Origin of the sequence: Serratia sp. L9 (assembly GCF_050632285.1) — a bacterium.
Classification (GTDB): domain Bacteria; phylum Pseudomonadota; class Gammaproteobacteria; order Enterobacterales; family Enterobacteriaceae; genus Chania.
This window is the reverse complement of sequence record NZ_CP192591.1, coordinates 3,125,575-3,147,408: the sequence shown is the minus strand read 5'-3', so window position 1 is coordinate 3,147,408 and position 21,834 is coordinate 3,125,575. Positions and strand designations below refer to the sequence as shown.

At 52.7% G+C, this 21,834-nt stretch carries 13 protein-coding genes and 5 pseudogenes; 11 read left to right on the top strand and 7 right to left on the bottom strand.

Annotated features, from left to right (window positions below; all coding sequences use genetic code 11):
• Positions 1 to 2 precede the first annotated feature (2 nt).
• The 3 genes and pseudogenes from fruA to fruB all read right to left on the bottom strand — a co-directional run bounded on the left by fruA (position 3) and on the right by fruB (position 3,764).
• The gene (fruA, locus tag ACQ86O_RS14850; RefSeq protein WP_431221754.1) at positions 3 to 1,682 is read right to left on the bottom strand and encodes a PTS fructose transporter subunit IIBC; all 1,680 of its coding nucleotides are present in this window, start codon (positions 1,680 to 1,682) and stop codon (positions 3 to 5) included.
• A gap of 14 nt (positions 1,683 to 1,696) precedes the next feature.
• Positions 1,697 to 2,635 (bottom strand): 1-phosphofructokinase, encoded by a 939-nt coding sequence (gene fruK / locus ACQ86O_RS14845; RefSeq protein WP_431221753.1) that lies wholly within the window; start codon positions 2,633 to 2,635, stop codon positions 1,697 to 1,699.
• Positions 2,632 to 3,764: pseudogene (gene fruB / locus ACQ86O_RS14840) on the bottom strand (fused PTS fructose transporter subunit IIA/HPr protein). Before fruB ends, fruK begins: the two are co-directional and overlap by 4 nt.
• A 247-nt stretch (positions 3,765 to 4,011) precedes the next feature.
• Here fruB and ACQ86O_RS14835 point away from each other — a divergent pair.
• The 4 genes from ACQ86O_RS14835 (at position 4,012) to setB (ending at position 9,930) form a co-directional block, all read left to right on the top strand.
• Positions 4,012 to 4,434, top strand: coding sequence for a nucleotide triphosphate diphosphatase NUDT15 (locus ACQ86O_RS14835; protein ID WP_431221752.1), 423 nt, complete (start codon positions 4,012 to 4,014; stop codon positions 4,432 to 4,434).
• Between the two features lie 218 nt (positions 4,435 to 4,652).
• Positions 4,653 to 5,813: a NapC/NirT family cytochrome c gene (locus ACQ86O_RS14830; protein ID WP_431221751.1), complete on the top strand. Its 1,161-nt coding sequence runs from the start codon at positions 4,653 to 4,655 to the stop codon at positions 5,811 to 5,813.
• 12 nt (positions 5,814 to 5,825) lie between these two features.
• Positions 5,826 to 8,306: a trimethylamine-N-oxide reductase TorA gene (gene torA / locus ACQ86O_RS14825; RefSeq protein WP_431221750.1), complete on the top strand. Its 2,481-nt coding sequence runs from the start codon at positions 5,826 to 5,828 to the stop codon at positions 8,304 to 8,306.
• Positions 8,307 to 8,751: 445 nt separating this feature from the next.
• On the top strand, positions 8,752 to 9,930 hold the full coding sequence (gene setB / locus ACQ86O_RS14820) for a sugar efflux transporter SetB (protein ID WP_431221749.1): 1,179 nt from the start codon (positions 8,752 to 8,754) through the stop codon (positions 9,928 to 9,930).
• On the opposite strand, the pseudogene ACQ86O_RS14815 reads toward setB, so the two are convergent.
• Positions 9,927 to 10,180, bottom strand: a pseudogene (locus ACQ86O_RS14815) (YkgJ family cysteine cluster protein). The gene setB and the pseudogene ACQ86O_RS14815 overlap by 4 nt on opposite strands.
• Before the next feature lie 444 nt (positions 10,181 to 10,624).
• Here ACQ86O_RS14815 and mtr point away from each other — a divergent pair.
• Both mtr and yeiP read left to right on the top strand, forming a co-directional pair.
• Positions 10,625 to 11,868 (top strand): annotated as a pseudogene (gene mtr, locus ACQ86O_RS14810) (tryptophan permease).
• A 189-nt stretch (positions 11,869 to 12,057) separates the two neighbouring features.
• Positions 12,058 to 12,630: an elongation factor P-like protein YeiP gene (gene yeiP / locus ACQ86O_RS14805; RefSeq protein ID WP_431221748.1), complete on the top strand. Its 573-nt coding sequence runs from the start codon at positions 12,058 to 12,060 to the stop codon at positions 12,628 to 12,630.
• A gap of 127 nt (positions 12,631 to 12,757) precedes the next feature.
• On the opposite strand, the gene uxuA is transcribed toward yeiP, so the two are convergent.
• The gene (gene uxuA / locus ACQ86O_RS14800; RefSeq protein ID WP_431221747.1) at positions 12,758 to 13,954 is read right to left on the bottom strand and encodes a mannonate dehydratase; all 1,197 of its coding nucleotides are present in this window, start codon (positions 13,952 to 13,954) and stop codon (positions 12,758 to 12,760) included.
• A 319-nt stretch (positions 13,955 to 14,273) separates the two neighbouring features.
• Here uxuA and ACQ86O_RS14795 point away from each other — a divergent pair.
• A pseudogene (locus tag ACQ86O_RS14795) lies at positions 14,274 to 15,766 on the top strand (mannitol dehydrogenase family protein).
• Positions 15,767 to 15,855: 89 nt separating this feature from the next.
• On the opposite strand, the gene ACQ86O_RS14790 reads toward ACQ86O_RS14795, so the two are convergent.
• Together ACQ86O_RS14790 and ACQ86O_RS14785 are read right to left on the bottom strand one after the other, a co-directional pair.
• Positions 15,856 to 16,164: a type 1 fimbrial protein gene (locus ACQ86O_RS14790; RefSeq protein WP_431221746.1), complete on the bottom strand. Its 309-nt coding sequence runs from the start codon at positions 16,162 to 16,164 to the stop codon at positions 15,856 to 15,858.
• 327 nt (positions 16,165 to 16,491) lie between these two features.
• On the bottom strand, positions 16,492 to 16,800 hold the full coding sequence (locus tag ACQ86O_RS14785; RefSeq protein WP_431221745.1) for a type 1 fimbrial protein: 309 nt from the start codon (positions 16,798 to 16,800) through the stop codon (positions 16,492 to 16,494).
• A gap of 349 nt (positions 16,801 to 17,149) precedes the next feature.
• Between ACQ86O_RS14785 and ACQ86O_RS14780 the strand changes: the two genes are divergently transcribed.
• The 4 genes and pseudogenes from ACQ86O_RS14780 (at position 17,150) to ACQ86O_RS14765 (ending at position 21,831) form a co-directional block, all read left to right on the top strand.
• A complete protein-coding gene (locus tag ACQ86O_RS14780) occupies positions 17,150 to 18,124 on the top strand; it encodes a CobW family GTP-binding protein (RefSeq protein ID WP_431221744.1) in 975 nt (324 codons plus the stop codon).
• A 46-nt stretch (positions 18,125 to 18,170) separates the two neighbouring features.
• The gene (locus ACQ86O_RS14775) at positions 18,171 to 18,881 is read left to right on the top strand and encodes a phosphatase PAP2 family protein (protein WP_431221743.1); all 711 of its coding nucleotides are present in this window, start codon (positions 18,171 to 18,173) and stop codon (positions 18,879 to 18,881) included.
• A 408-nt stretch (positions 18,882 to 19,289) separates the two neighbouring features.
• Positions 19,290 to 19,871, top strand: a complete 582-nt coding sequence (mepS, locus tag ACQ86O_RS14770; RefSeq protein WP_431221742.1) for a bifunctional murein DD-endopeptidase/murein LD-carboxypeptidase — start codon at positions 19,290 to 19,292, stop codon at positions 19,869 to 19,871.
• Between the two features lie 375 nt (positions 19,872 to 20,246).
• Positions 20,247 to 21,831, top strand: a pseudogene (locus ACQ86O_RS14765) (cyclic di-GMP phosphodiesterase).
• Positions 21,832 to 21,834 lie beyond the last annotated feature (3 nt).

Genomic DNA, 21,834 nt, shown 5'->3' with positions numbered 1-21,834 from the left:
TTTTATGCCACGGTGGCGGCTGGCACTTCGCTACGTTTCAATACCGCGTAAGCCACACCTGCCAGTAAAGTACCGGCAACAATCGCCAGCAGATACAGCAGCACCGGAGAGATCGCCCCTGGGATCAGCAGGACGAACAGACCGCCGTGCGGTGCCATCAGTTTTGCACCGAAAGCCATAGAAAGTGCACCAGTCAACGCACCACCAGCGATACAGCATGGCAGGACACGCATCGGGTCACGGGCAGCAAACGGAATAGCCCCTTCAGTGATAAAGCACAGGCCAAGAACCAGCGCGGCTTTGCCACCTTCCTGCTCGGATTTCTCGAACTTACGGCGCGCCAGGATAGTCGCCAGGCCCATCGCCAACGGTGGCACCATACCCGCCGCCATAATCGCGGCCATCGGTGCATAGACAGAAGAGCTGAGCAGCGCCACACCAAAGGCATAAGCCGCTTTGTTGACCGGGCCGCCCATGTCGGTACACATCATCGCACCGAGGATAGCGCCCAGCAGCACCGCGTTGGCCGTGCCCAGCGATTGCAGCCAGTTGGTCAGACCTTCCATGATTTTAGCCACCGGCGTACCGACCACATAAATCATGATCAGGCCAGTGATCAGGCTGGCGACCAGTGGAATTATCAGGATCGGTTTCAGCGCTTCCATACTCTGAGGCAGCTGCAATTTGCTGCTGATCGCCTTAGCCACGTAACCCGCCAGGAAACCGGCAATAATACCGCCAAGGAAACCGGCACCGGTACTCACCGCCAGCATACCGCCGATCAGACCCGGTGTCAGACCAGGGCGGTCGGCAATAGAGAAGGCAATATAACCGGCCAGTACCGGCACCATTAGCGCGAATGCCGAACCGCCGCCGATTTGCATCAGGGCCGCAGCCAGCGTTCCTTTGACTTCAAAGGCTTTGATACCAAACACGAATGACAGTGCGATACACAGACCACCTGCGACTACCATCGGCAACATATAAGACACGCCGGTCAGCAGATGGCGGTAAGGCCCGGTACTGCTTTCTTTCTTCTTGCTGGCCGTGTTGCCGCCTTTAGTCGGCTGGAAGATCTCGGCTTCTGCCTGTGCCTTGTCCAGTTCCTGCGCGGTTTTCTTCAACGCCAAACCGGTGGAAGTACGGTACATCGGCTTGCCGGCAAACTTGTCCAGATCCACTTCGATGTCTGCAGCTACGATCACCAGATCGGCCGCCGCCACTTCTTCTGGCGTGATGGCGTTACCAGCACCGACGGAGCCACGGGTTTCCACTTTCACCCACCAGCCACGTTTCCTGGCTTCGCTCTCGATGGCTTCTGCCGCCATAAAGGTGTGCGCCACGCCGGTCGGGCAAGCCGTTACTGCCACAATCCTTTTCGGGCCAGCGGCTTTTACCTGTGCCACTGCCGCAGCCTGGTAGGGCTTGGCCTCGGCCACGGCGCTGGCCAGGAAAGCTTGCGGTTCACGCACTGCGTGCTCCACATCACCGATATATACATTTTTGCCGTTCAGCAGTGCGTCAGCAGGAGCCATGCTCCCGGCGAGCACGACCAATTCAGCTTCGTTGAGTGAACCCACCAGCGTCAGGCCGGCTTTGGCCGCAGCGGCCTCTAGCATGCGTTTCGCCAGGTGACCACGGGCCTGCCCAAGCGAACTGTCTATCATCAGCAGCGTTTTCATTCTGCCTCCTGCTATCAATTAAAGGGTTTCAGATCGACACGCGCCATCATCGCGGCCAACTGTGGACGATCGGTCACGCCAACGTTGCTCTGGCTGACGGCCAGGGCTGCCACGGCGGTGGCCAAACGCAAAGTATGCTCACTGGACTCACGCATCAGCAGACCGTAGATCAGGCCACCGACCATCGAGTCACCAGCCCCCACGGTACTGACGACTTCGCAGGCTGGCGGTTTGGCAATCCAGGCACCGGAGGCGTTGACCCACAATGCGCCTTCAGCGCCCAGTGAAATCACCACATGGGCGATACCTTGCTCGCGTAACGCATGAGCAGCTTCAACCACATCTTCCAGCTTCGGTAATGGCCGACCGGCCCAGATTTCCAGCTCGCGGCGGTTAGGTTTCACCAGCCAAGGAGAGGCTTTCAACCCGGCGACCAGCGCTTCACGGCTGCTGTCAAAAATGATGCATGGGCACTGCGCACGCAGGCGAATCATCCACTCGGTAAAAGCTTCTGGTGCGACCCCGGCAGGTAAACTGCCGCTAACCGCCACCATGTCGAACTGGCCTAACCAGCTCAGGGAATCGGTAACAAAACGATCCCAATCCTGCGGTGTCACTTCAAAACCGGAGAAATTGAAGTCGGTGACTTCGCCGTCTTTCTCCGTCAGTTTTACGTTGATACGTGTACGCCCCGGCACCACCTGAAAACGGTTGGCAATGCCCAAATCGCTGAACAGCAGTTGGAAACCATCCTGGTTGTCTTTACCGAGGAAACCGCCAACGGTGACATCAATACCTAAATCTTTCAGTACTTTGGCAACGTTGATCCCTTTACCTGCCGCGTGTAGCCCTGCAGTTTTTACCAGGTTTACCTCACCACGCTCGATCTCCGGGCAGAACCCCACCAGATCGTAAGCCGGGTTTAAGGTAATGGTTGCTACTCTTCTGCTCATGCTGCACCCTCGCCAAGACCTTCACTGATTGCTTCGCCTATCGCTTTCAGCGCAGTTTCAGCATCGTCACCGCTAGCGGTAAATCGCAGGCGATGACCTTTTTCACGCCCAAAGCCACAACCTTCATCAGGCTGCGACCGTTGGCTGGTTTACCACTGCCATCAAGGTTGGTGACGGTAATTTCACTGCTGAACTGCTTGATCACATTGACCAACGCCGTCCCCGGGCGGGCATGCAGGCCGTGCTCATTGCGCACTACATATTCCGCACTCAGTACCGAGCTCTCTTCTGCCACTTCGCTGGTCAGTAATGCCAGCACGCCAGGGGCATCGGCGTTCAGCAGGCGTTCAGCTTTATTGGCCAACAGCAGATCGCTTAAATAGTTCAGCACTGCCAATGGCTGTTGATCGGTTACGGCGACGGTCAGCAACAACGCCACTTTTTCGCCATCTTCATCAAAAGCCTGAGCAGGACGACTGACCGTTGTTGCACTGACCAGGTTTCCTGCAGTACTGTCGCTTAACCAAATACCCTGGCCCAAGTTCAGCGGCTTGCTGGTGATCACGTTGCTGACGAGCTGTGCATCAACAGCCCCGAGCTTTTGCAGACGGCCCGCGTTCAAGGCTTGCAGCGTCATCAGAGAATCCGCCGCCACATCAAGGGCGATCAGCGAAGCATCGAACTTGAATTCAGCCGCCAGTTTTTCGCCCATCAACAGGCTGCGCAGCTCTTCTGCTGAAGTGGTTTTTGCCAGCTGTTCCGCCACGCTGTCATCACTGAGCACATGCGTCAGTTGGCGCAACAGAGCCAGGTGTTCGTCGGAACGGGCGGCGATACCAATCACCACATAAGCCGTTTGGCCTTCGCCCCATTCGATCCCCTGCGGGAATTGAAATACCTGCACGCCGGTGTTCAACACCAGATCGCGGGTATCGGTAGTGCCGTGGGGAATAGCGATACCATTGCCCAGATAAGTGGATGTTTGCAGTTCGCGCTGCAGCATGCCGTCCACATAGGCGGCGCTGACGCACCCGGCAGCCGTGAGCGCTGCCGCAACCTGCCGGATGGCTTCCTGTTTGCCGCTGGCGGCGGCACCCAGATGAATATCTTGCGGTGACAACTGGAACATGGTTCTCCTCTCCTGCTGAATTGAATCGTTTCAGCCGCATTGGGAAAAAGGAGCGTTATCGACTCCCAACAGAGGAACAGATAACGCTGAAACGTTTCAATTAGTGTGTAAGCCACCCTCGATAAAAGCAAGTTTTCTTAATTTCAGCATGACAGTTTTTTGACCTCACGCACATTTTCCCGGCAGGATCCCATGCTGGCTGACAAAAATGGCATACTGTGCTGAAACATTGCTGAAGGAGAAAAACATGACTGTCGCAACCGGTGTGGGTGTCATCATTGTCAATCCTCAGGGGCAGATCCTGTTGGGCAAACGCTGCGGCCCCCATGCCCCTTTCTGGTCGATCCCTGGCGGCCATCTTGATAAAGGTGAAACCTTTGAACAGTGCGCTCAACGCGAGATAACAGAAGAAACCGGATTGCAGATCGCCCCGCCCACCTTTATAGGCATCAGTAATAACCTGCAAACCTGGCGCGCCGAGGGGAAACATACCGTCTCCATCTGCATGCTGGTTCAGCACCCGGGTGGAGAAGCACAATTGAAAGAGCCGGAAAAATGTGCCGAATGGCGCTGGTGCTCGCCGGACGATCTACCGGAACCCCACTTTGAGGCCAGCAGAATGGCTATCCATTTATGGCTGAACCAACGAGTCTATCTGCCCGTATTGTGAAATCCCTACGCCCCCTTATCCCAGCATCAAACGCTATATAAATAAAAATATAACGCTATATTATTGTGCTATTTTCGAGTTTTTCACTACAAATAACCCTAAGGTGTTAGGTTTCTTTCGCAAAGATATCTATACTTACGCAGATACTTCGGCCTGATGTCGACAGTTTTTTGGCAAGATTTTTCTTGGTTTTTCATAACTATAAGTGGGTTTTCAATATGAGCAAAAAACAAACTGGCTTTGAAAAGCGGCGCCGGTGGGGGTGGCTATGGATTTTGTTAATCGGGATCGTACTCGGTGCGGCATTACTGGCGGGAACGGCAACCGTGTTCCATAAAACCAGCGATACTGCTTTCTGCGTCTCCTGCCACACCATGCAACAACCTCTAGCCGAATATCAGGGCAGTGTCCACTTCCAGAATACCAAGGGGATCCGCGCCGAATGTGCCGACTGCCACGTACCGCATCAGCCGCTTGATTACCTGTGGACCAAGATCCGTGCGGTAAAAGACATTTATGGCGAGATGGCCGGCACTATCAGCACACCAGAAAAATACGAAGCGCATAAGCTGGCCATGGCGCAATCGGTGTGGAAAACGCTGAAAGAAAACGACTCGGCGACCTGCCGTTCGTGCCACAGTTTCGATGCGATGGACATTACCGCCCAGAGCCCTGAAGCACGTATTCAGCACCCGGTCGCCATCAAGCAGGGTGAAACCTGTATCGATTGCCATAAAGGAGTGGCGCACATCCTGCCAGATATGAGTGGTGCCGCCCAGGCCGGTGCTGCAGAGCTGGCAAAAGCCGCCGCTGAAACCTCACCAACAGCAACCACACTGTTCACCATTGCTACCGAACCCTTCTTCCTCAAGCCGGACGACAGCCATAATGCCGGTAACCTTATGCCTTCTACCGAAGTTCACGTAGTGAAACAGGAAGGCGACAAGGTGTTGGTTGATGTCAAGGGCTGGCAGCAGGATGGCGTCAGCGAAGTGTTCTACGCGGCGCAAGGTAAACGTATCCTTAGCGTATTGCTGGGTGAAGATGCGCGCAAACTGCTGAAAACCGGCAGTACCATGACCGACGCCGAAACAGGCCTGGTCTGGCATCAGGTTTCACTGCAGGTATGGCTGCCACGCAAACAACTGATCGACGATCAGCAGAAAATCTGGCGTTATACCGCCGATATGATGTCCGCCAACTGTACCGGCTGCCACGGCCTGACTGCCCTTGATCGCTTCAACGCCAACCAATGGATCGGCGTGATTAAAGGTATGGCTCCTCGCACCTCACTGACGCAGGAACAGCTGCGCGTTCTGACGCAGTACGTTCAGAAACATGCCAGTGATATGCAACCTGCCACACCAGCCAAGATTTAAGGGAGAAGCGAAATGAGCAAATACCTACAAAAACCATTAGCAATGAGCCGCCGCCGTTTCCTGACCGGTGCCAGCGCCCTGGCCGCAGTGCCTCTGTTTGCGGGCCTGTGGCCTAAATCGGCGTTGGCAGAAGCCATCAGCCAGGCATTGCCACAGTTCGTGGCGCTGCGCCAGGCGCAGAAAGGCATCCTGACCGGTGCCCACTGGGGGGCCTTTGAGGCTATCGTTGAGGATGGGAAAATGGTCGGCGTGTTGCCGGTCAAAGACGACCCTTACCCTAACGATCTGATCACCATGGCCCCTTATCAGGTGCATGCGGAAAACCGTATCAAGTACCCGATGGTGCGTAAAAGCTGGCTGGAAGGTGGCCCTGGTAGCCGCACCGAGCTGCGTGGCAATGATGAATGGGTCCGCGTCAGTTGGGATAAAGCCATCGATTTGGTCAGCGGTGAAATTGCCCGTTTGCAAAAAGATCATGGCCCTCAGTCGATTTATGCCGGTTCTTACGGCTGGAAAAGCGTCGGGATGCTGCACAACAGCCGCACGTTGCTGCAACGCCTGATGAACCTGAGCGGCGGCTTCCTCGGCTACGCCGGGGACTATTCTACCGGTGCTGCGCAGGTGATCATGTCGCATGTGGTTGGCTCGATGGAAGTTTACGAGCAGCAAACCGCCTGGCCAAACGTGATCGATAACACCCAACTGGTGATCCTGTGGGGCTGTAACCCGATGATCACGCTGAAAAACAGCTGGAATATGCCTGATCACGTGGGCCAGACCGGTTTTGAAGCACTGAAGAAGAAAGGCACCCGCATCATCAGCATCGATCCGGTGCACAGCGACAGCGCCAAATTTGTTGGTGCCGAGTGGATTGCCCCGCGCCCCTATACCGACAGCGCGATGCTGATCGGTATCGCCCATACCCTGTTGACGGAAAAGCTGCACAACCCAGACTTCCTGAAAACCTATACCGTGGGTTTTGACAAGTTCCAGGCCTATTTGTTGGGTGAAACCGACGGCACACCGAAAACCGCCGAATGGGCAGCCGATATCAGCGGTGTCGATGCCGAGGTGCTACGGCAGTTGGCTCGCGATATGGCAAAACACCGCACCATGATCATGAGTGGCTGGGGGATCCAGCGCCAGCATCATGGTGAGCAGCAGCACTGGATGCTGGTTACCGTGGCAGCCATGCTCGGCCAGATTGGCCTGCCGGGCGGCGGCTTTGGCTTCAGCTATCACTACTCTTCCGGTGGCAGCCCGACGGCCAAAGGCGGCATCCTTTCGGGTATTTCTGCTGGCAACGCACCAAAGAATTCGCCAACGCCAATCCCGGTGGCACGCATTGCCGAATGCCTGACCAGCCCAGGTAAGACCATCCAGCTCAACGGAACGGATGTTACCTACCCAGACGTGAAGATGGTGTATGTCGCCGGTGGCAATACCTTCCACCAGCACCAGGACACCAACAACCTGGTGAAAGCCTGGCAACGGCCTGAAACCATCGTGGTTAACGAACCTTACTGGACGGCAACCGCCAAGCATGCCGATATCGTGCTGCCAGCGACCACCAGCTATGAGCGTAACGATCTGGAGATGGGCGGCGACTATTCGCAGTTGTATGTCTTCCCGATGCATCAGTGCGTGCCACCACAGCATGAGGCGCGTAACGACTTCGATATCTTCGCCGCTATGGCTGCCAAACTGGGCGTGCTGGATGGCTTTACCGAAGGCAAAGACGAAACCCAGTGGCTGAAAGGCATGTATGACGATATGAAACAACAGGCGCGTGCGGCCCGCGTTGCCCTGCCGCCGTTTGACATGTTCTGGCAATCGAATAACTACATCCGCTTCCCGATCCCGGCGGAAAATAAACAGTGGGTGCGTTTTGCCGATTACCGGGAAAACCCACTGCTTAATCCTTTGGGTACCCCGTCTGGCAAGATTGAGATCTACTCCGATGCCATCTCCAAGATGGAGTATCTGGATTGCAAAGGTATCCCTACCTGGATGCCACCGCATGAGTGGTACCGTGGCCCGGAAGCTGCAAAATACCCACTGTCATTAAATACCGCGCACCCGCTCAACCGCTTGCACTCGCAATTGGACAACACGCCGCTGCGCAAGAAGTATGCGGTAGCCGACCGTGAAGCAATTCTGATCCACCCACAAGACGCCAAGCCTCGCAACATCACCAACGGTGATTTAGTGCGGGCGTTCAACGACCGCGGGCAGATCCTGGTTGGGGCGATTGTCAGTGAAGACGTGCGCCCAGGGGCCGTGCGGATCAGCGAGGGGGCCTGGTACGATCCGGCCGATCCGGCCAAACCAGGGTCAATCTGTAAGAACGGCAACGTCAACTGCCTGACTTTCGACATCGGTTCTTCCAACCTGGCGCAAGGCAATTGCGGCCAGATGGCACAGTTGGAAATTGAGAAATATCAGGGGCAAGTGCTGAAAAATACCGCGCACGACGTTCCTGCTGGCGCCTAAACGCCAGGTTTGACTAAAACAGGGCGCTGGCAACATCGCCCTGTTCATTTCCCCTGCTCATCTGCACGATCATCTACCCGATGAATTTCAAGTTGGCCGCTCTAGCGCATTTATACCTCCTTTACAGCACACCTGGGCGCACAGCTCACACATCCCCAGTCAGTGGCCGGGGGTGACAAATCGGTCGGTAACCGATTTGAATGCCGCCAGCGGCAGCCCGCAGGGAAATCACAACGTTTTGATTTCTCACAGAATTGAATGCGGTGAACAGCGGCTCCGTGAAGGGTGAAACCCACGGACCGGTTCCGTAACAGCAGGTAACAACGCTACCGCTTGAAAGGCGACGGGTATATTTACCCTTTCATTGATTGAAACAGGTTTTTGTTTTTTTTAAACGAGCGTATTATGCGCGCGACTTCTTTTATTTGGCTTTTTACTCACCATTATGCGTACTTCCACTGCGGCAACCCGACGTTTGCCCGATTTAACTTCATTGGCATTCCTGGTGGTGGCTTTCCTCACCGGCATTGCCGGTGCCTTACAGACCCCCACGCTGAGCCTGTTCCTTTCCACCGAAGTCAACGTGCGGCCAACCATGGTCGGCCTGTTTTTTACCGGCAGCGCGGTGATCGGTATTCTGGTCAGCCAGTTTCTTGCCCGCCGTTCGGATAAACAAGGCGATCGCAAATCGCTGATCTTCCTCTGCTGCATGCTGGGAGCCCTGGCCTGTGCGCTGTTCGCCTGGAACCGGAACTATTACCTGCTGCTGTTTATCGGCGTGCTGTTGAGCAGCTTCGGCTCGACCGCCAACCCGCAGATGTTTGCACTGGCACGCGAGCATGCTGAGCGCACCGGGCGCGAAACCGTGATGTTCAGCTCCATTCTGCGTGCCCAAGTCTCTCTGGCGTGGGTGATCGGCCCCCCCATTGCGTTTGCGCTGGCGTTGGGCTTTGGCTTTAAGGTGATGTACCTGGCCGCAGCGGCTGCCTTTATTCTTTGCGGGGCACTGGTATGGAAAATGCTGCCCTCGATGCCCAAAGCGCGCGGTGCCAGCGGTGCCACACTGGAAGCCCCACGCCAGAATCGTCGTGATACGTTGCTGCTGTTTATGGCCTGCACATTAATGTGGACAGCCAACAGCATGTATCTGATCAACATGCCGCTGTACATGGTGCGAGAGCTGAATTTGCCGGAAAAACTGGCCGGGATCCTGATGGGTACCGCCGCCGGGCTGGAGATCCCGACGATGTTGCTCGCCGGTATGGTCGCCAAACGGTTTGGTAAGCGTTTTCTGATGCTCTGCGCAGTCATTGCCGGGGTGCTGTTCTACGCCGGTCTGCTGTTTATTACCGGTTCTTGGCAACTGATCGCTTTGCAACTGCTTAATGCCGTGTTTATCGGCGTTCTGGCGGGTATCGGCATGCTCTATTTCCAGGATTTGATGCCTGGCCAGGCCGGTGCAGCAACCACGCTATTTACCAATACTACCCGCGTTGGCTGGATTATTGCCGGTTCGCTTGCCGGCGTGATAGCCGAAATCTGGAGTTATCATGCGGTGTTTTATTCCGCACTGGTCATGGTGATAGGGGCCGTGCTGTGCCTGTGGCGGCTTAAAGACGCTTAAGGCGCAGTATCCGCTTCCAGTTTGGCTAAGTAGATCAACGCCTCATCGCGGCGATCATGACACATCTCTCGCTTGGCCTGCAGGCTGCCACAGACTCTGGGGCGCAGGGGGAATGAAATAGCCCGCAGCGCAGTTGCTGATCCAGATGAATACAACGGGTATTCGCCGGTTTGCCGTTGGGCATCCCTGGGATCGGGCTGGAAATGGAAGGAGCAATGCAACAAGCACCACAGTCTGGACGGCAGTCCATCGGCGACTCTCTTGGTGGGCTGATTATCGTGGCTGAGACAATAGCAGAACTCCACGTTAAGTTATACTCCCTCAAAAACCTTATCAGTGGTGCTGGCATTTATCCTTCATAGGGCAGAAAACATAAAGCTATCAATGGGATAACGCCCTGCCAGATAAAACATTCTATCCACGTTGGCAAGGCTGTATGGGGACTTCCTGAGTGGTAATGTCAGGAGCAACCGACTAAAACCCCAGCATGAATTTTTGACACTATCTTTTAGTGTGTTTTTTACGTTAAGCAGATCAAACTTTAAGGTATTTGTTGCCACACCCGCCGCAGTAACGGCCACACCACAACAAAATGCACTACTTGCCCTTCGTATCCCCTTTACATGCACATATCACGCATGTACCATTGCGCTAGTACAAAAGAACTCAATACCTCTCTGCCCCAGGAGCAATAATGTCCACGGACACCATCCAGAAGCTTTCCCGCCCTTCCGTCATCGGTGGCGCGATGATCATTGCCGGTACCGCAGTCGGTGCAGGCATGTTCTCAATCCCTATCGTAACTTCTGGCGTGTGGTTCAGCGGCTCCGTGGCGCTGTTGATTTATACCTGGGCCTGTATGCTGATCTCCGGGTTGATGATCCTGGAGGCTACCCTGAATTATCCCGCAGGCGCCAGCTTCCACACCATGGTGAAAGACCTGCTGGGTAAAGGCTGGAATACCCTGAATGGCCTGTCGATTACCTTCGTGTTATACATTCTGACTTATGCCTATATCTCAGCGGGGGGTCAATCATTGCCCATACGCTGGAGGGTATTATCGGCACCAGCCAGACGGTAGCCGGGTTGGTTTTTGCTCTCATCGTCGCCTTTATTGTCTGGTTATCAACCCGTGCAGTTGACCGCCTGAGTACTATCCTAATCGGCGGAATGGTGATTACCTTCGTGATGTCCGTGGGCGATATGTTTATCCATGTGCAACCTGCCGTGTTGTTCAACCGTGGCGAAAGTGACGCCAACTATCTGCCTTATGCGCTAGCGGCACTGCCTTATCTGCTGGCTTCGTTCGGTTACCATGGCAACGTCCCTGGGCTGGTGAAGTATTATCAGAAAGACAGTAGCGCCGTGGCGCGCAGCCTGGTATACGGCACCCTGCTGGCCTTGGCGATCTATATCCTGTGGCAGTATGTGATCCAGGGCAATATCGCCCGGGATGCCTTTAAACAAGTGATTGCCGAAGGCGGCAATATCGGTAGCCTGCTCAAGCAGATGGGTAGCGTGTCCAGCAGCCAGGCGGTAGGCCAGCTTCTGAATGCCTTCTCTTATATGGCCCTGGCCAGTTCTTTCCTTGGCGTGTCGTTGGGATTATTCGATTTTATCGCCGACTTCTTCAAATTCAGCGATAACACCGCTGGCCGTACTAAATCGGCGCTGGTCACCTTTGTGCCACCCACTTTGGCCGCGCTGTTGTTCCCGAATGGTTTCCTGTATGCCATCGGGTTTGCCGGTCTGGCCGCTACCGTTTGGGCCGTGATCGTCCCTGCACTTATGGCGCGGGCTAGCCGCCGCCGTTTCCCGCAGGCCACATACCGTGCTCCCGGTGGCCAGGGCATGATCCTGTTTATCATTCTGTTCGGGGTGATCAACGCCGTTGCGCACCTTCTGACGCTGCTGAATCTGTTACCGGTGTTTAAATAAGCTTCATGGGCGGCTATCCGCCGCCCTGTTCTTGGCGTTTTCCCCACTCTTTTTACACGATGCTATTGCCTGTAAAGCACGGCACGAGTAACTTGTCGCAACTTCCCAAAAAATCTTTACCCAATGAATTTCCAGTTGCAGCCAGGCGGCCAACTTGAAAGAAGCGGGTACACTCGACAGGTAATTCCAATGGCTAGAGCTAACGAAATCAAACGTGGTATGGCGATCAATTACAACGGCAAACTGCTGCTGGTAAAAGATATTGATGTCCAGAGCCCAAGCGCCCGTGGTGCCAGTACACTGTACAAAATGCGTTTCTCCGACGTCCGTACCGGGCTGAAGGTAGAAGAGCGTTTCAAAGGCGATGACATTCTGGACACCATTAGCCTGTCCCGCCGCAAAGTTAACTTCTCTTATATCGACGGCGAAGAATATGTATTCATGGATGACGAAGATTACACCCCATATATCTTCAAGAAAGAGCAGATTGAAGATGAGCTGCTGTTTATTCCTGAAGCGGGTTTGCCGGGGATGCAGGTATTGACGCTGGAAGGCCAGGTGCTGGCGCTGGAACTGCCGCAAACCGTAGATATGGAAATTGTTGAAACCGCACCGGGCATTAAAGGCGCGTCTGCCAGTGCGCGTAACAAGCCGGCCACCATGGCGACCGGTTTAACCATTCAGGTTCCGGAATACCTGAGCTCCGGCGACAAAATCCGCATTCATATTGCAGAGCGCCGCTATATGAGCCGCGCAGACTAGTCGTTAGTTCAGGGCGCAACCTGATTGCGCCCTGCTTGCTGTTATCCCCGTCTGGTTTGAGGTTGCTGTGTTGTTGGCTGCGCGGCACGTCGCGAGCGCAGGGAAGCTCAAGAACGGCCAACTGCAATTACTTTGAGCACAACTCAGGGAAAAACCGCCGTTTTAACGCCAGCTCCACCCCTCTGATTTCTGCCAAGCCTTTCAGACGGCCAATTGCCGAATAACCCGGGTTGGTTTTCTTCTTCAGATCGTCCAGCATCTGATGGCCATGATCCGGTCGCATTGGAATTGGCCGCAGATCGCCCGCCTTTTGACGGCGCAACTCCTCGGTCAGGATGGCTTCAATCACCGCCACCATATCCACATCCCCTTGCAAATGCGCCCCTTCATGGAAGGTCTTCGGGTTCTGTTCGCGACAAGTTGCGCGCAGGTGGGTAAAATGGATGCGATCGCCAAAGCTCTCAATCATCTGAACCAGATCGTTATCCGCCCTGACACCGTATGAACCGGTACACATGGTAAAACCGTTGTAAATGCTGTCGACCGTCTGTTTCAACCACTGCATATCTTCTAGGGTAGAAACAATGCGTGGCAAACCAAGGATCGGGCGTGGCGGATCGTCTGGATGCACCGCCAGGCGCACACCCACTTCTTCCGCGACCGGCACGATTGCGCGCAGGAAAACGGCCATATTCTCACGCAATTGTGCCTTATCAATATGATCATACTCCGCCAACCGTGCCCGGAATTGATCTAGCGTGTAGCCCTCTTCCGCCCCCGGCAAACCAGCGATGATGTTACCGGTCAGCCTGGCAATATCCGCAGCGCTCATGGCCTGGAAGTAGGCCTGCGCCTCAGTTAACTCTTCACTGGTGTAATCTTTCTGCGCACCGGCACGCTGCAAGATATGCAGATCAAACGCGGCAAAAGCGCTCTGATCGAAGCGCAATGCCTTGGAACCATCCGGCAACTCATACTCCAGATCGGTACGCGTCCAATCAAGAATGGGCATAAAGTTGTAGCACACGGTATCAATACCGCAGGCAGCCAGATTACGTAGCGACTGTTGGTAATTGGCAATATGGCGCTGATAGTTGCCGCTGTGGGTTTTGATCTCCTCATGCACCGGGATGCTTTCCACGACCGACCACACCAACCCTTTCTCCACCAACAAGGCCTGACGCGCTTTGATCTCTTCAACCGGCCACACTTCCCCATTGGGAATGTGGTGCAGAGCGGTTACTACCCCCGTTGCCCCAGCCTGACGCACATCATCCAGGGAGACCGGATCGTTCGGCCCATACCAACGCCATGTTTGTTCCATTGATTTATCCTTGTGAAAGTCGTTCCGCGCTCGTGGTTAACCAACTCGCAAAGCCATCTTGTTATACCACATTGCAATAGATATCATCCATCTTCAACCTTACTCTTTACCGGAATGCTTTCAAAATCGAAACGTTGATTGGTTGATCTATCTCACGATTCTGGCTTATTTTGGCCTGACCAATTTTATTCACCTCGCTACAGCCTTACACTGGCGCTAGGTAACAACAGACAGCGCCCCGTGGAGTGACAACGCTCTGCACCGGGCAAACTGGTCTGATAGCTTTTGATAAGCTGCCGACCGGCCTTTTCTTTTTGTAATGGAGCCCTGCATGAAAACCATCGCCAATTCACCACTACCCGCCAAGACACAGCGGTCACAGTACGATCGCACCCAACTGCGCAGCCGGATCGTTCATTTGGGGTTTGGCGCTTTTCATCGGGCCCACCAGGCGCTGTTAACCGATCGTGTACTCAACCGCATCGGGGGCGATTGGGGTATTTGCGAAATCAGCCTGTTCGGCGGCGATAAACTGTTCCAGACCCTGCGTGCTCAGGATCATCTCTATAGCGTGCTGGAAAAAGGGGCGGCTGGCGATCAGGTCGTTGTGGTGGGTGCCGTTCATGAAAGCGTTCACCGTAAGCTGGAAGGGATTGATGCCGTACTGGAGAAACTGGCCGAGCCGCAGGTGGCTATTGTCTCGATGACCATTACGGAAAAAGGCTATTGCATCGAACCCGGTAGCGGTCTGTTAGACGTGCAACATGATGCCATCAGAGCCGATCTGCAGAACCCGACCCAACCCACCACGGTTCCGGGGATCCTGGTTGAAGCACTCCACTTACGCCATCAGCGAAATCTGCCCGCCTTCAGCGTACTTTCCTGCGATAACATTCCAGAAAATGGCCATGTAGTGCGCAATGCGATTATCGGACTGGCACAGGTTCGAGACAAACAGTTGGCCCAGTGGATCACCGACAATGTGACCTTCCCCAGCACCATGGTCGATCGCATTGTGCCAGCTGCCACCCCGGAAACACTGGACGAAATTGCCATTGCCCTGGGTGGAGTACGCGACGAATGCGCTATTGCCTGTGAACCTTTCATTCAATGGGTGGTAGAAGACAACTTTATTGCTGGCCGCCCGCAATGGGAAGCAGCAGGAGTTCAAATGGTGGGCGACGTATTGCCGTTTGAACAGATGAAGCTGCGGATGTTGAATGGCAGCCACTCATTTCTGGCGTATCTCGGCTATCTGGGTGGGTATCAGTATATTAATGACTGTATGGCGGATGAATCTTATCGTCGTGCGGCACAGCATCTGATGCTGAACGAGCAAGCCCCCACACTGCGGGTAGAAGGTATTGATCTGGCCGCTTACGCCGGGGAGTTGATCGAGCGTTACAGCAATCCGGCACTGCAGCACCGTACCTGGCAGATCGCCATGGATGGCACGCAGAAATTACCACAGCGTCTGCTGGAGTCCATTCGCTGGCATCGTCAACATGGTGGCAGCTATTCAGGGCTGGCATTGGGCGTTGCAGGCTGGATGCGCTATGTCGGGGGGTTGATGATGCCGGGCAAACCATTGATATCCGCGATCCTATGCTAACCACATTGCAGCAGGTCGTTAACCACTCACCAGACGACGAGCGGCGAGTCGCTGCTCTGTTGGCATTGAAATCAGTGTTTGGCGACCCGTTGCCTTCAGACAAAGAGTTTGTAGCAGAGGTGACACAGGCCTATCTTTCGTTGCGCGATTACGGGGCACGAGAGACGGTAAAAAATTGGGTGACTACGCAGTTAATCTGACGCTGAGGGTTGGCGAAAATCGTCATGCCGAGCCCAACTCGGCATGACGGGCAATGGATTGCAGCATAAACACTCTGGGTGTTACTTGGTTAACGGTATTCCACCGTCATTATTGCGAGTTTTTTCTGCTGATTTATCCACTTCACTTGGCTCGTCCCAAGGTTCATTGGAAGCTCCTTGCTACCAACATCAATATTGGCCAAAGTTTGTGTAGCCCGGTAATTTTGCCCGTTGCGGTAGCATTCGGTGCTGGCCGTTGAGTTGACAACATTCACCGTACAAGGGCCTTCGACAATGGAGCCGGAGAAATTGATAACCCCTCCGGCCACTCCGGCATGACTTGCTGCCATCCATGAAAACAACATCCCTGCGATCAAAAATAACCGTAAGCTCTTCATGGCAACCTCACTTGTGTTAAACCAATTTAAACTCAGCGAATTTTCATAGGAATAATCGTAAGGTACAGAAAATTTATATTTATTAATCAACGCATTAAAAAATAACCAATCTTCTGGCGGTGCGTAATTTATTGCCTACAAATCCAGTTTTCAATTAGGAAAAATCCCAATTTAATTTTCTGGAATCCCATGAGTCTGGTGTAATAGGTATCGGCATTGAAATGAGATACTTGAAGGGATCTTGAAAAAATGTTGATGCGGGGTCTGAAGCTTGAGTCTCTCTGTTTGAAGTAGTCATGCCGATCCATTCGGCATGACTCTGGTGACTTAACGATATACAACCGTCATTATTGCGAGTTTATGTTGCTGGTCCACCCACCGCATTTCGGTCGTGCCGATATTAAGCGGAAGTTCTTTACTTCTGGAATCAAAGCTTGCCAGTTTTTGCGTGCCTGTGTAGTTTCGCCCATTACGATAACAATCTGTGTTAGCGGTAGTCTGGCTAACATTCACCAAACAAGGGCCCTCGACTATGGCACCAATAAATCTGACTACGCCACCTGTGGTACCTGCATTACTTGCTGCCATCCATGAAAACAACGCTCCTGCGATCAAAAATAACCGTAAGCTATTCATGGCAACCTCACTCATTTTTAAGTCACTTCGTGTTTAAGCACTATTTGTTAAAGCTCTTTAAATATAGAGTATTTTCTTAGGAATCATCGCAAAAGTACGCGATATTATCGTCGGCAAAAATTAAAGTTAATGGCATAAAAACAAACCACTACAACACATATGACTTTTTTAATGCTAGGTTTTAATTAGGAAAAATCTCAGGGAAAATTCAAATTAAACTGATCAAAAAATGCTCTGCCTGAATTATCAAAAATGTGACACAGATCACGCAATGAGAAATGATTTCCATAAGAAACAAATAATTACCAGCTATTGAATAATATTTACTCATCATTAACGGAAATATAAAATGACCAAAACCAACCTGATTACCGGTTTTCTTGGCAGTGGGAAGACAACCACCATCCGTCATCTATTGGCTCATAAGCCAGAAAACGAGCGTTGGGCAGTTTTGGTCAACGAGTTTGGTGAGATCGGTATTGACGGTGCGCTGTTAGCCGACAGCGGCGCGGTACTGAAGGAGATCCCTGGTGGCTGTATGTGCTGTGTTAACGGCTTGCCCATGCAGGTAGGGCTGAATATGTTGCTGCAGCAGGCAAAACCCGATCGGTTATTGATTGAGCCCACTGGATTAGGGCATCCAAAACAGATCCTGGCGCTGTTAACCCAGGAAACCTATGGCGGTTGGATCGATCTGCTGGCAACAATCTGCCTGCTTGATGCCCGCCAACTTAATCAACCCAACTATCGTGAGAATGAAAATTTCCGCGATCAGTTGGCCGCCGCGGACATTATCATCGCCAATAAAAAAGATACCTGGCAACCGCAAGATTCCCTGGCGCTGGAAGAATGGCAGGGACAACAAGGCCAGAATCGTCCGGTTTATGCCATTGAACAAGGGCGTATGGATATTACGTTGTTGGACCAACCCCGCACGAATCGTACAGAATTACCGGACGCCCAGCACCATCATAGCCATGCTCAAACCAAAGGGTTGGCGGCTCTGCGTTTGCCTGAAAACGCCCGCTGGCGCCGAGCACTGAATCAAGGCCAGGGACTTACCAGTTGTGGCTGGATTTTTGATAGTGAAACCGTGTTTGATACCATTGGCATGATGGAGTGGATCAGACTGGCGCCGGTTGATCGTGCCAAAGCGGTGGTGCGCATTGCTGAAGGAAGCTTGATGATTAATCGTCAGGGACAGGATCTCAGTATAGAAACGCGCCCCACAGCCCCACTGGATAGCCGTATAGAGTTAATACACGCAGGTGAGGCCGACTGGAATAGTCTACAATCAGCTTTGTTTAAGATTCGTTTAAGTTAACGGTTTTACCGTTGGTATTATTTTCTTGATGAGATACAGGTTTTCCATGACTCGCCGTAATTTGCCTCTTATTCTCCTGCTCAATATCCTGGGCATCGCGCTGTTTCTTTCCTGGTATCTGCCGGCGGATCATGGCTATTGGTTTAAGGTAGACTCGGCAATCTTCTTTTACTTCAACCAGCACCTGGCTACGGATCACTGGTTCCTGCACTTGGTGGCCGTCACCAACAATCGGGCCTTTGACGGTATTTCGTTGATCGCTATGGGGCTGTTATATTTTTACTTTTACCTCAAGCAAGACTCCTTCGGCCGTCGTCGCCTGATCGTCACCGGCGTGGTCATGCTACTGACGGCGGTGGTACTAAACCAGCTTGGCCACATGCTGCCGGTTAAACACCCTAGCCCGACGTTAACCTTTGATAACATCAATCGGGTCAGCCAACTGACCGGTATCCCCACCAAAGATGCATCCAGCGACAGTTTTCCTGGGGATCACGGTATGATGCTGATCATTTTCTCCTGCTTTATGCTGCGCTACTTTAACCGCACGGCATTTGCCATCGCATTATTGATTACCGTCGTTTTTTCTCTGCCGCGCGTGATGATAGGCGCCCATTGGTTTACCGATATTGCCGTAGGCTCACTTTCGGTGGTTTTAGTCGGAGCCAGTTGGTGCCTGATGACACCAGCCAGCGATATCGCGATCCACTGGTTGAACCGCCGGTTACCCGGCCCTTACCGCCCAACGCAGCCATAACGACCAATTATGCTAATCAGGAGGTTGCAGCCTCCTGATTATTCAATCATCCCCTGATGCACACAAATCAACCACAATCGTTAACCCATCCCCTCATAAATTAACCTAAAACTAACACGTAGACTAAAAAGCCTGTTTTTATATGAACATTTACATTATGTTACATCACAATTTCATATAAAGAATGTCAGAAAAAAACTCGCAATCCCTCCCTCATTCCGGTAGTCTCAGTGGCGTTTGTGCCTGGTTTCAGGTGGCTCAGTACCAAAAATCTTAAAATTGTGCGTTCCTGCACATTTTCAGCGGTAACTGATTGTCCTTCCTACGGGTGCCGATTAGTCTCGTTCCGTTTGGTATTTTTCAGATAGCGGCTTCTGTCGTTAAGGACTTCAAGGGAAAACAATTACAATGGTCAAATCTCAACCTTTTCTGAGATATTTCTTGCGGGTGTTACCTGCAATAGCGGCAGCAGTGGTGCTCTCCGCCTGTAGCTCAACAAATACTTCGAAGTTAGATAACTCACAAACTGAGATGCATGCAGTTAATGACAAAAATGGTCTTTTACTGCAAGCCTCTCAGGATGAATTCGAAGCGATGGTGCGTAATGTTGACATCAAGTCAAAGATTATGGACCAGTATGCTGACTGGAAAGGCGTGCGTTACCGTTTAGGCGGTGAAAGCAAGCGTGGCATTGATTGCTCTGCATTCGTACAGCGTACTTTCCGTGAACAGTTTGGCATGGACTTACCCCGCTCAACCTATGAGCAAGAAGATATGGGTAAGCAAATCCAGCGAGCCAAGCTGCGCCCGGGTGATTTAGTGCTGTTCCGTGCTGGCTCTACCGGCCGTCATGTCGGTATTTATTTAGGCAACGACAAGTTCGTTCATGCCTCCACCAGCAGTGGCGTTACTATTTCCAGCCTGACGGATAACTATTGGGATAAACGTTATCGCGAAGGCCGCCGTTTACTGGGCAGAAGCTCAAGCTAACGGTGCAGTATCTGATTTAAGTCCTGAAGGCCAAACAAACGAGACGAGAACGCTGCCCCCAAGGGCAGCGTTTTTTTCAGCTGCATTAATCCTCGAGACTGGCTGTTTTTCTCGGTAATAAACGGGGGGCAGATTTGAGCGTAAATCGTCAAATCCGGGCAAAAATCCGGGTAAAAATAGACTTTCGATACGCTATTTGCAGGAAGTTCTACGGTATAGGGAAAACTGGCCTATTATCGTCAAGTGACGGTTGATATCCTGATACGCTATTTGATTTAAAACCCGATGAAGAATGACTCAAACAGAATCGGCGGGATATATTAACAGCGAACAAAAAAATAAAAATAACCTTTCACCGTGCACGGAGGGCAAGTTATGAGCTTAAAGAGAGCATTCGCACGCCATGCGTCACACCGGCGGCGTAGCTTGACTAAAAGCAGTATTGCCGCCCTGGTTTTCTTTGTTGTTTTTACCTCCGTTACGTTATTTCTGATTAATCACCAACGTTCGAACCATCAGCGAATGCTCGAAACCCGGGCGCAAAAATTCACCGTTGATTATCTCGACCATCTGACTGCAACCATGCAGCAGATAATGCCACTAACCAATAAATCCTGCAGCGCTGCTTTGGCCGATTTAACCTACCGGGCCGCATTCACTACCGGCGTTCGCACCTTTATTCTGGTGCGCGATGACTTCGCCTTCTGCTCTTCCGCCACCGGCGATATGATGCTGGGCACCCCCAGTTGTATCCCGAAATAGACTGGCATAAACCGCTGGATATGAAACTGCAGCAAGGCACCCCACTGGTGCCGGAAAAGCCAGCAATCGCCGTGTGGCTGCGTCAACCAGGCCAAGGTGAGACCGGGGTACTTGCTACTCTTGATCTCAGCCTGACGCCCTATCTGATGCTGAACTCTCACCATGATGAATCGTCTGGGTTAGCCATCATTATGGGCAAACATGCGGTAACCACGTTCAGCCCTAACCTGATGCCACTGTCGCAATTGCCTGATACCAATGCCAGCAGCCTGTCTATTCCACATTACCCATTAACCCTCGTTTTCTACCACCAGCGTTTGACCGCTGACGATATACGCTTAACCGTGCTGGGCAGCCTGGTACTTTCCCTGATGGTTGGCGTGCTGGCTTACTACATGCAGATGCTGCGCCAAAGCCCGGAGCGAGCGTTGATGCGGGGTATCAAGCGTAATGAGTTTTTTGTCGAGTACCAGCCGGTATATCACACTGCCAGCACCACCATCGCCGGATTGGAGGCTCTGATTCGCTGGCAGCACCCCACAGAGGGGCGTATTCCACCGGACCTGTTCATCCCTTATGCCGAAAGCGAAGGGTTGATCGTTGCGCTGACCCGCCATCTGTTCAACATGATTGTGGCCGATATTCCACAGTTGGTGCAGGCTCTGCCAAAGGGAGCCAAGCTTGGTATCAACCTGGCTCCATCTCATCTTAATGCACCGTCGTTCCATGCAGATATCACCGACCTGCTGACAAAATTACCGGAAGAACATTTCACCCTGGTATTTGAAATCACCGAACGCGGCATGGTGGAAGAACAAAACGCGATAGAAGAGTTTGACTGGCTGCATCGCCAGGGGTGGAAATCGCCGTCGATGACTTTGGTACCGGCCACAGCGCTTTAATTTATCTGCAACGCTTTAGTCTGGATTACCTGAAGATAGACCGAGGGTTCGTCAACTCTATTGGCCAGGATACGGTCACTGCTCCGGTACTGGATGCGGTTATATCTTTGGCCAAGAAACTGGAAATGCTGACAGTGGCAGAGGGTGTTGAAACCGCAGAACAGGTCAGTTTCCTGCAAGAGCATGACGTTAGTTTTATGCAGGGCTATTATTTCAGTAAGCCACTCGGCATTGAGGCATTTGTGGCCTTTTGTCAGGCTAATGCCGTCTTTGATCATCAGAACCCTGATATTTAAACT

What these genes read in the sequence shown, in the direction of transcription:
- ACQ86O_RS14780 (WP_431221744.1), top strand. Translation starts at nt 17,150, where the DNA reads ATGACCAAAACCAACCTGATTACCGGTTTTCTTGGCAGTGGGAAGACA.
- ACQ86O_RS14790 (WP_431221746.1), bottom strand. Translation starts at nt 16,164, where the DNA reads ATGAAGAGCTTACGGTTATTTTTGATCGCAGGGATGTTGTTTTCATGG.
- torA (WP_431221750.1), top strand. Translation starts at nt 5,826, where the DNA reads ATGAGCAAATACCTACAAAAACCATTAGCAATGAGCCGCCGCCGTTTC.
- uxuA (WP_431221747.1), bottom strand. Translation starts at nt 13,954, where the DNA reads ATGGAACAAACATGGCGTTGGTATGGGCCGAACGATCCGGTCTCCCTG.
- fruA (WP_431221754.1), bottom strand. Translation starts at nt 1,682, where the DNA reads ATGAAAACGCTGCTGATGATAGACAGTTCGCTTGGGCAGGCCCGTGGT.
- ACQ86O_RS14785 (WP_431221745.1), bottom strand. Translation starts at nt 16,800, where the DNA reads ATGAATAGCTTACGGTTATTTTTGATCGCAGGAGCGTTGTTTTCATGG.
- ACQ86O_RS14835 (WP_431221752.1), top strand. Translation starts at nt 4,012, where the DNA reads ATGACTGTCGCAACCGGTGTGGGTGTCATCATTGTCAATCCTCAGGGG.
- ACQ86O_RS14830 (WP_431221751.1), top strand. Translation starts at nt 4,653, where the DNA reads ATGAGCAAAAAACAAACTGGCTTTGAAAAGCGGCGCCGGTGGGGGTGG.
- ACQ86O_RS14775 (WP_431221743.1), top strand. Translation starts at nt 18,171, where the DNA reads ATGACTCGCCGTAATTTGCCTCTTATTCTCCTGCTCAATATCCTGGGC.
- setB (WP_431221749.1), top strand. Translation starts at nt 8,752, where the DNA reads ATGCGTACTTCCACTGCGGCAACCCGACGTTTGCCCGATTTAACTTCA.
- yeiP (WP_431221748.1), top strand. Translation starts at nt 12,058, where the DNA reads ATGGCTAGAGCTAACGAAATCAAACGTGGTATGGCGATCAATTACAAC.
- mepS (WP_431221742.1), top strand. Translation starts at nt 19,290, where the DNA reads ATGGTCAAATCTCAACCTTTTCTGAGATATTTCTTGCGGGTGTTACCT.
- fruK (WP_431221753.1), bottom strand. Translation starts at nt 2,635, where the DNA reads ATGAGCAGAAGAGTAGCAACCATTACCTTAAACCCGGCTTACGATCTG.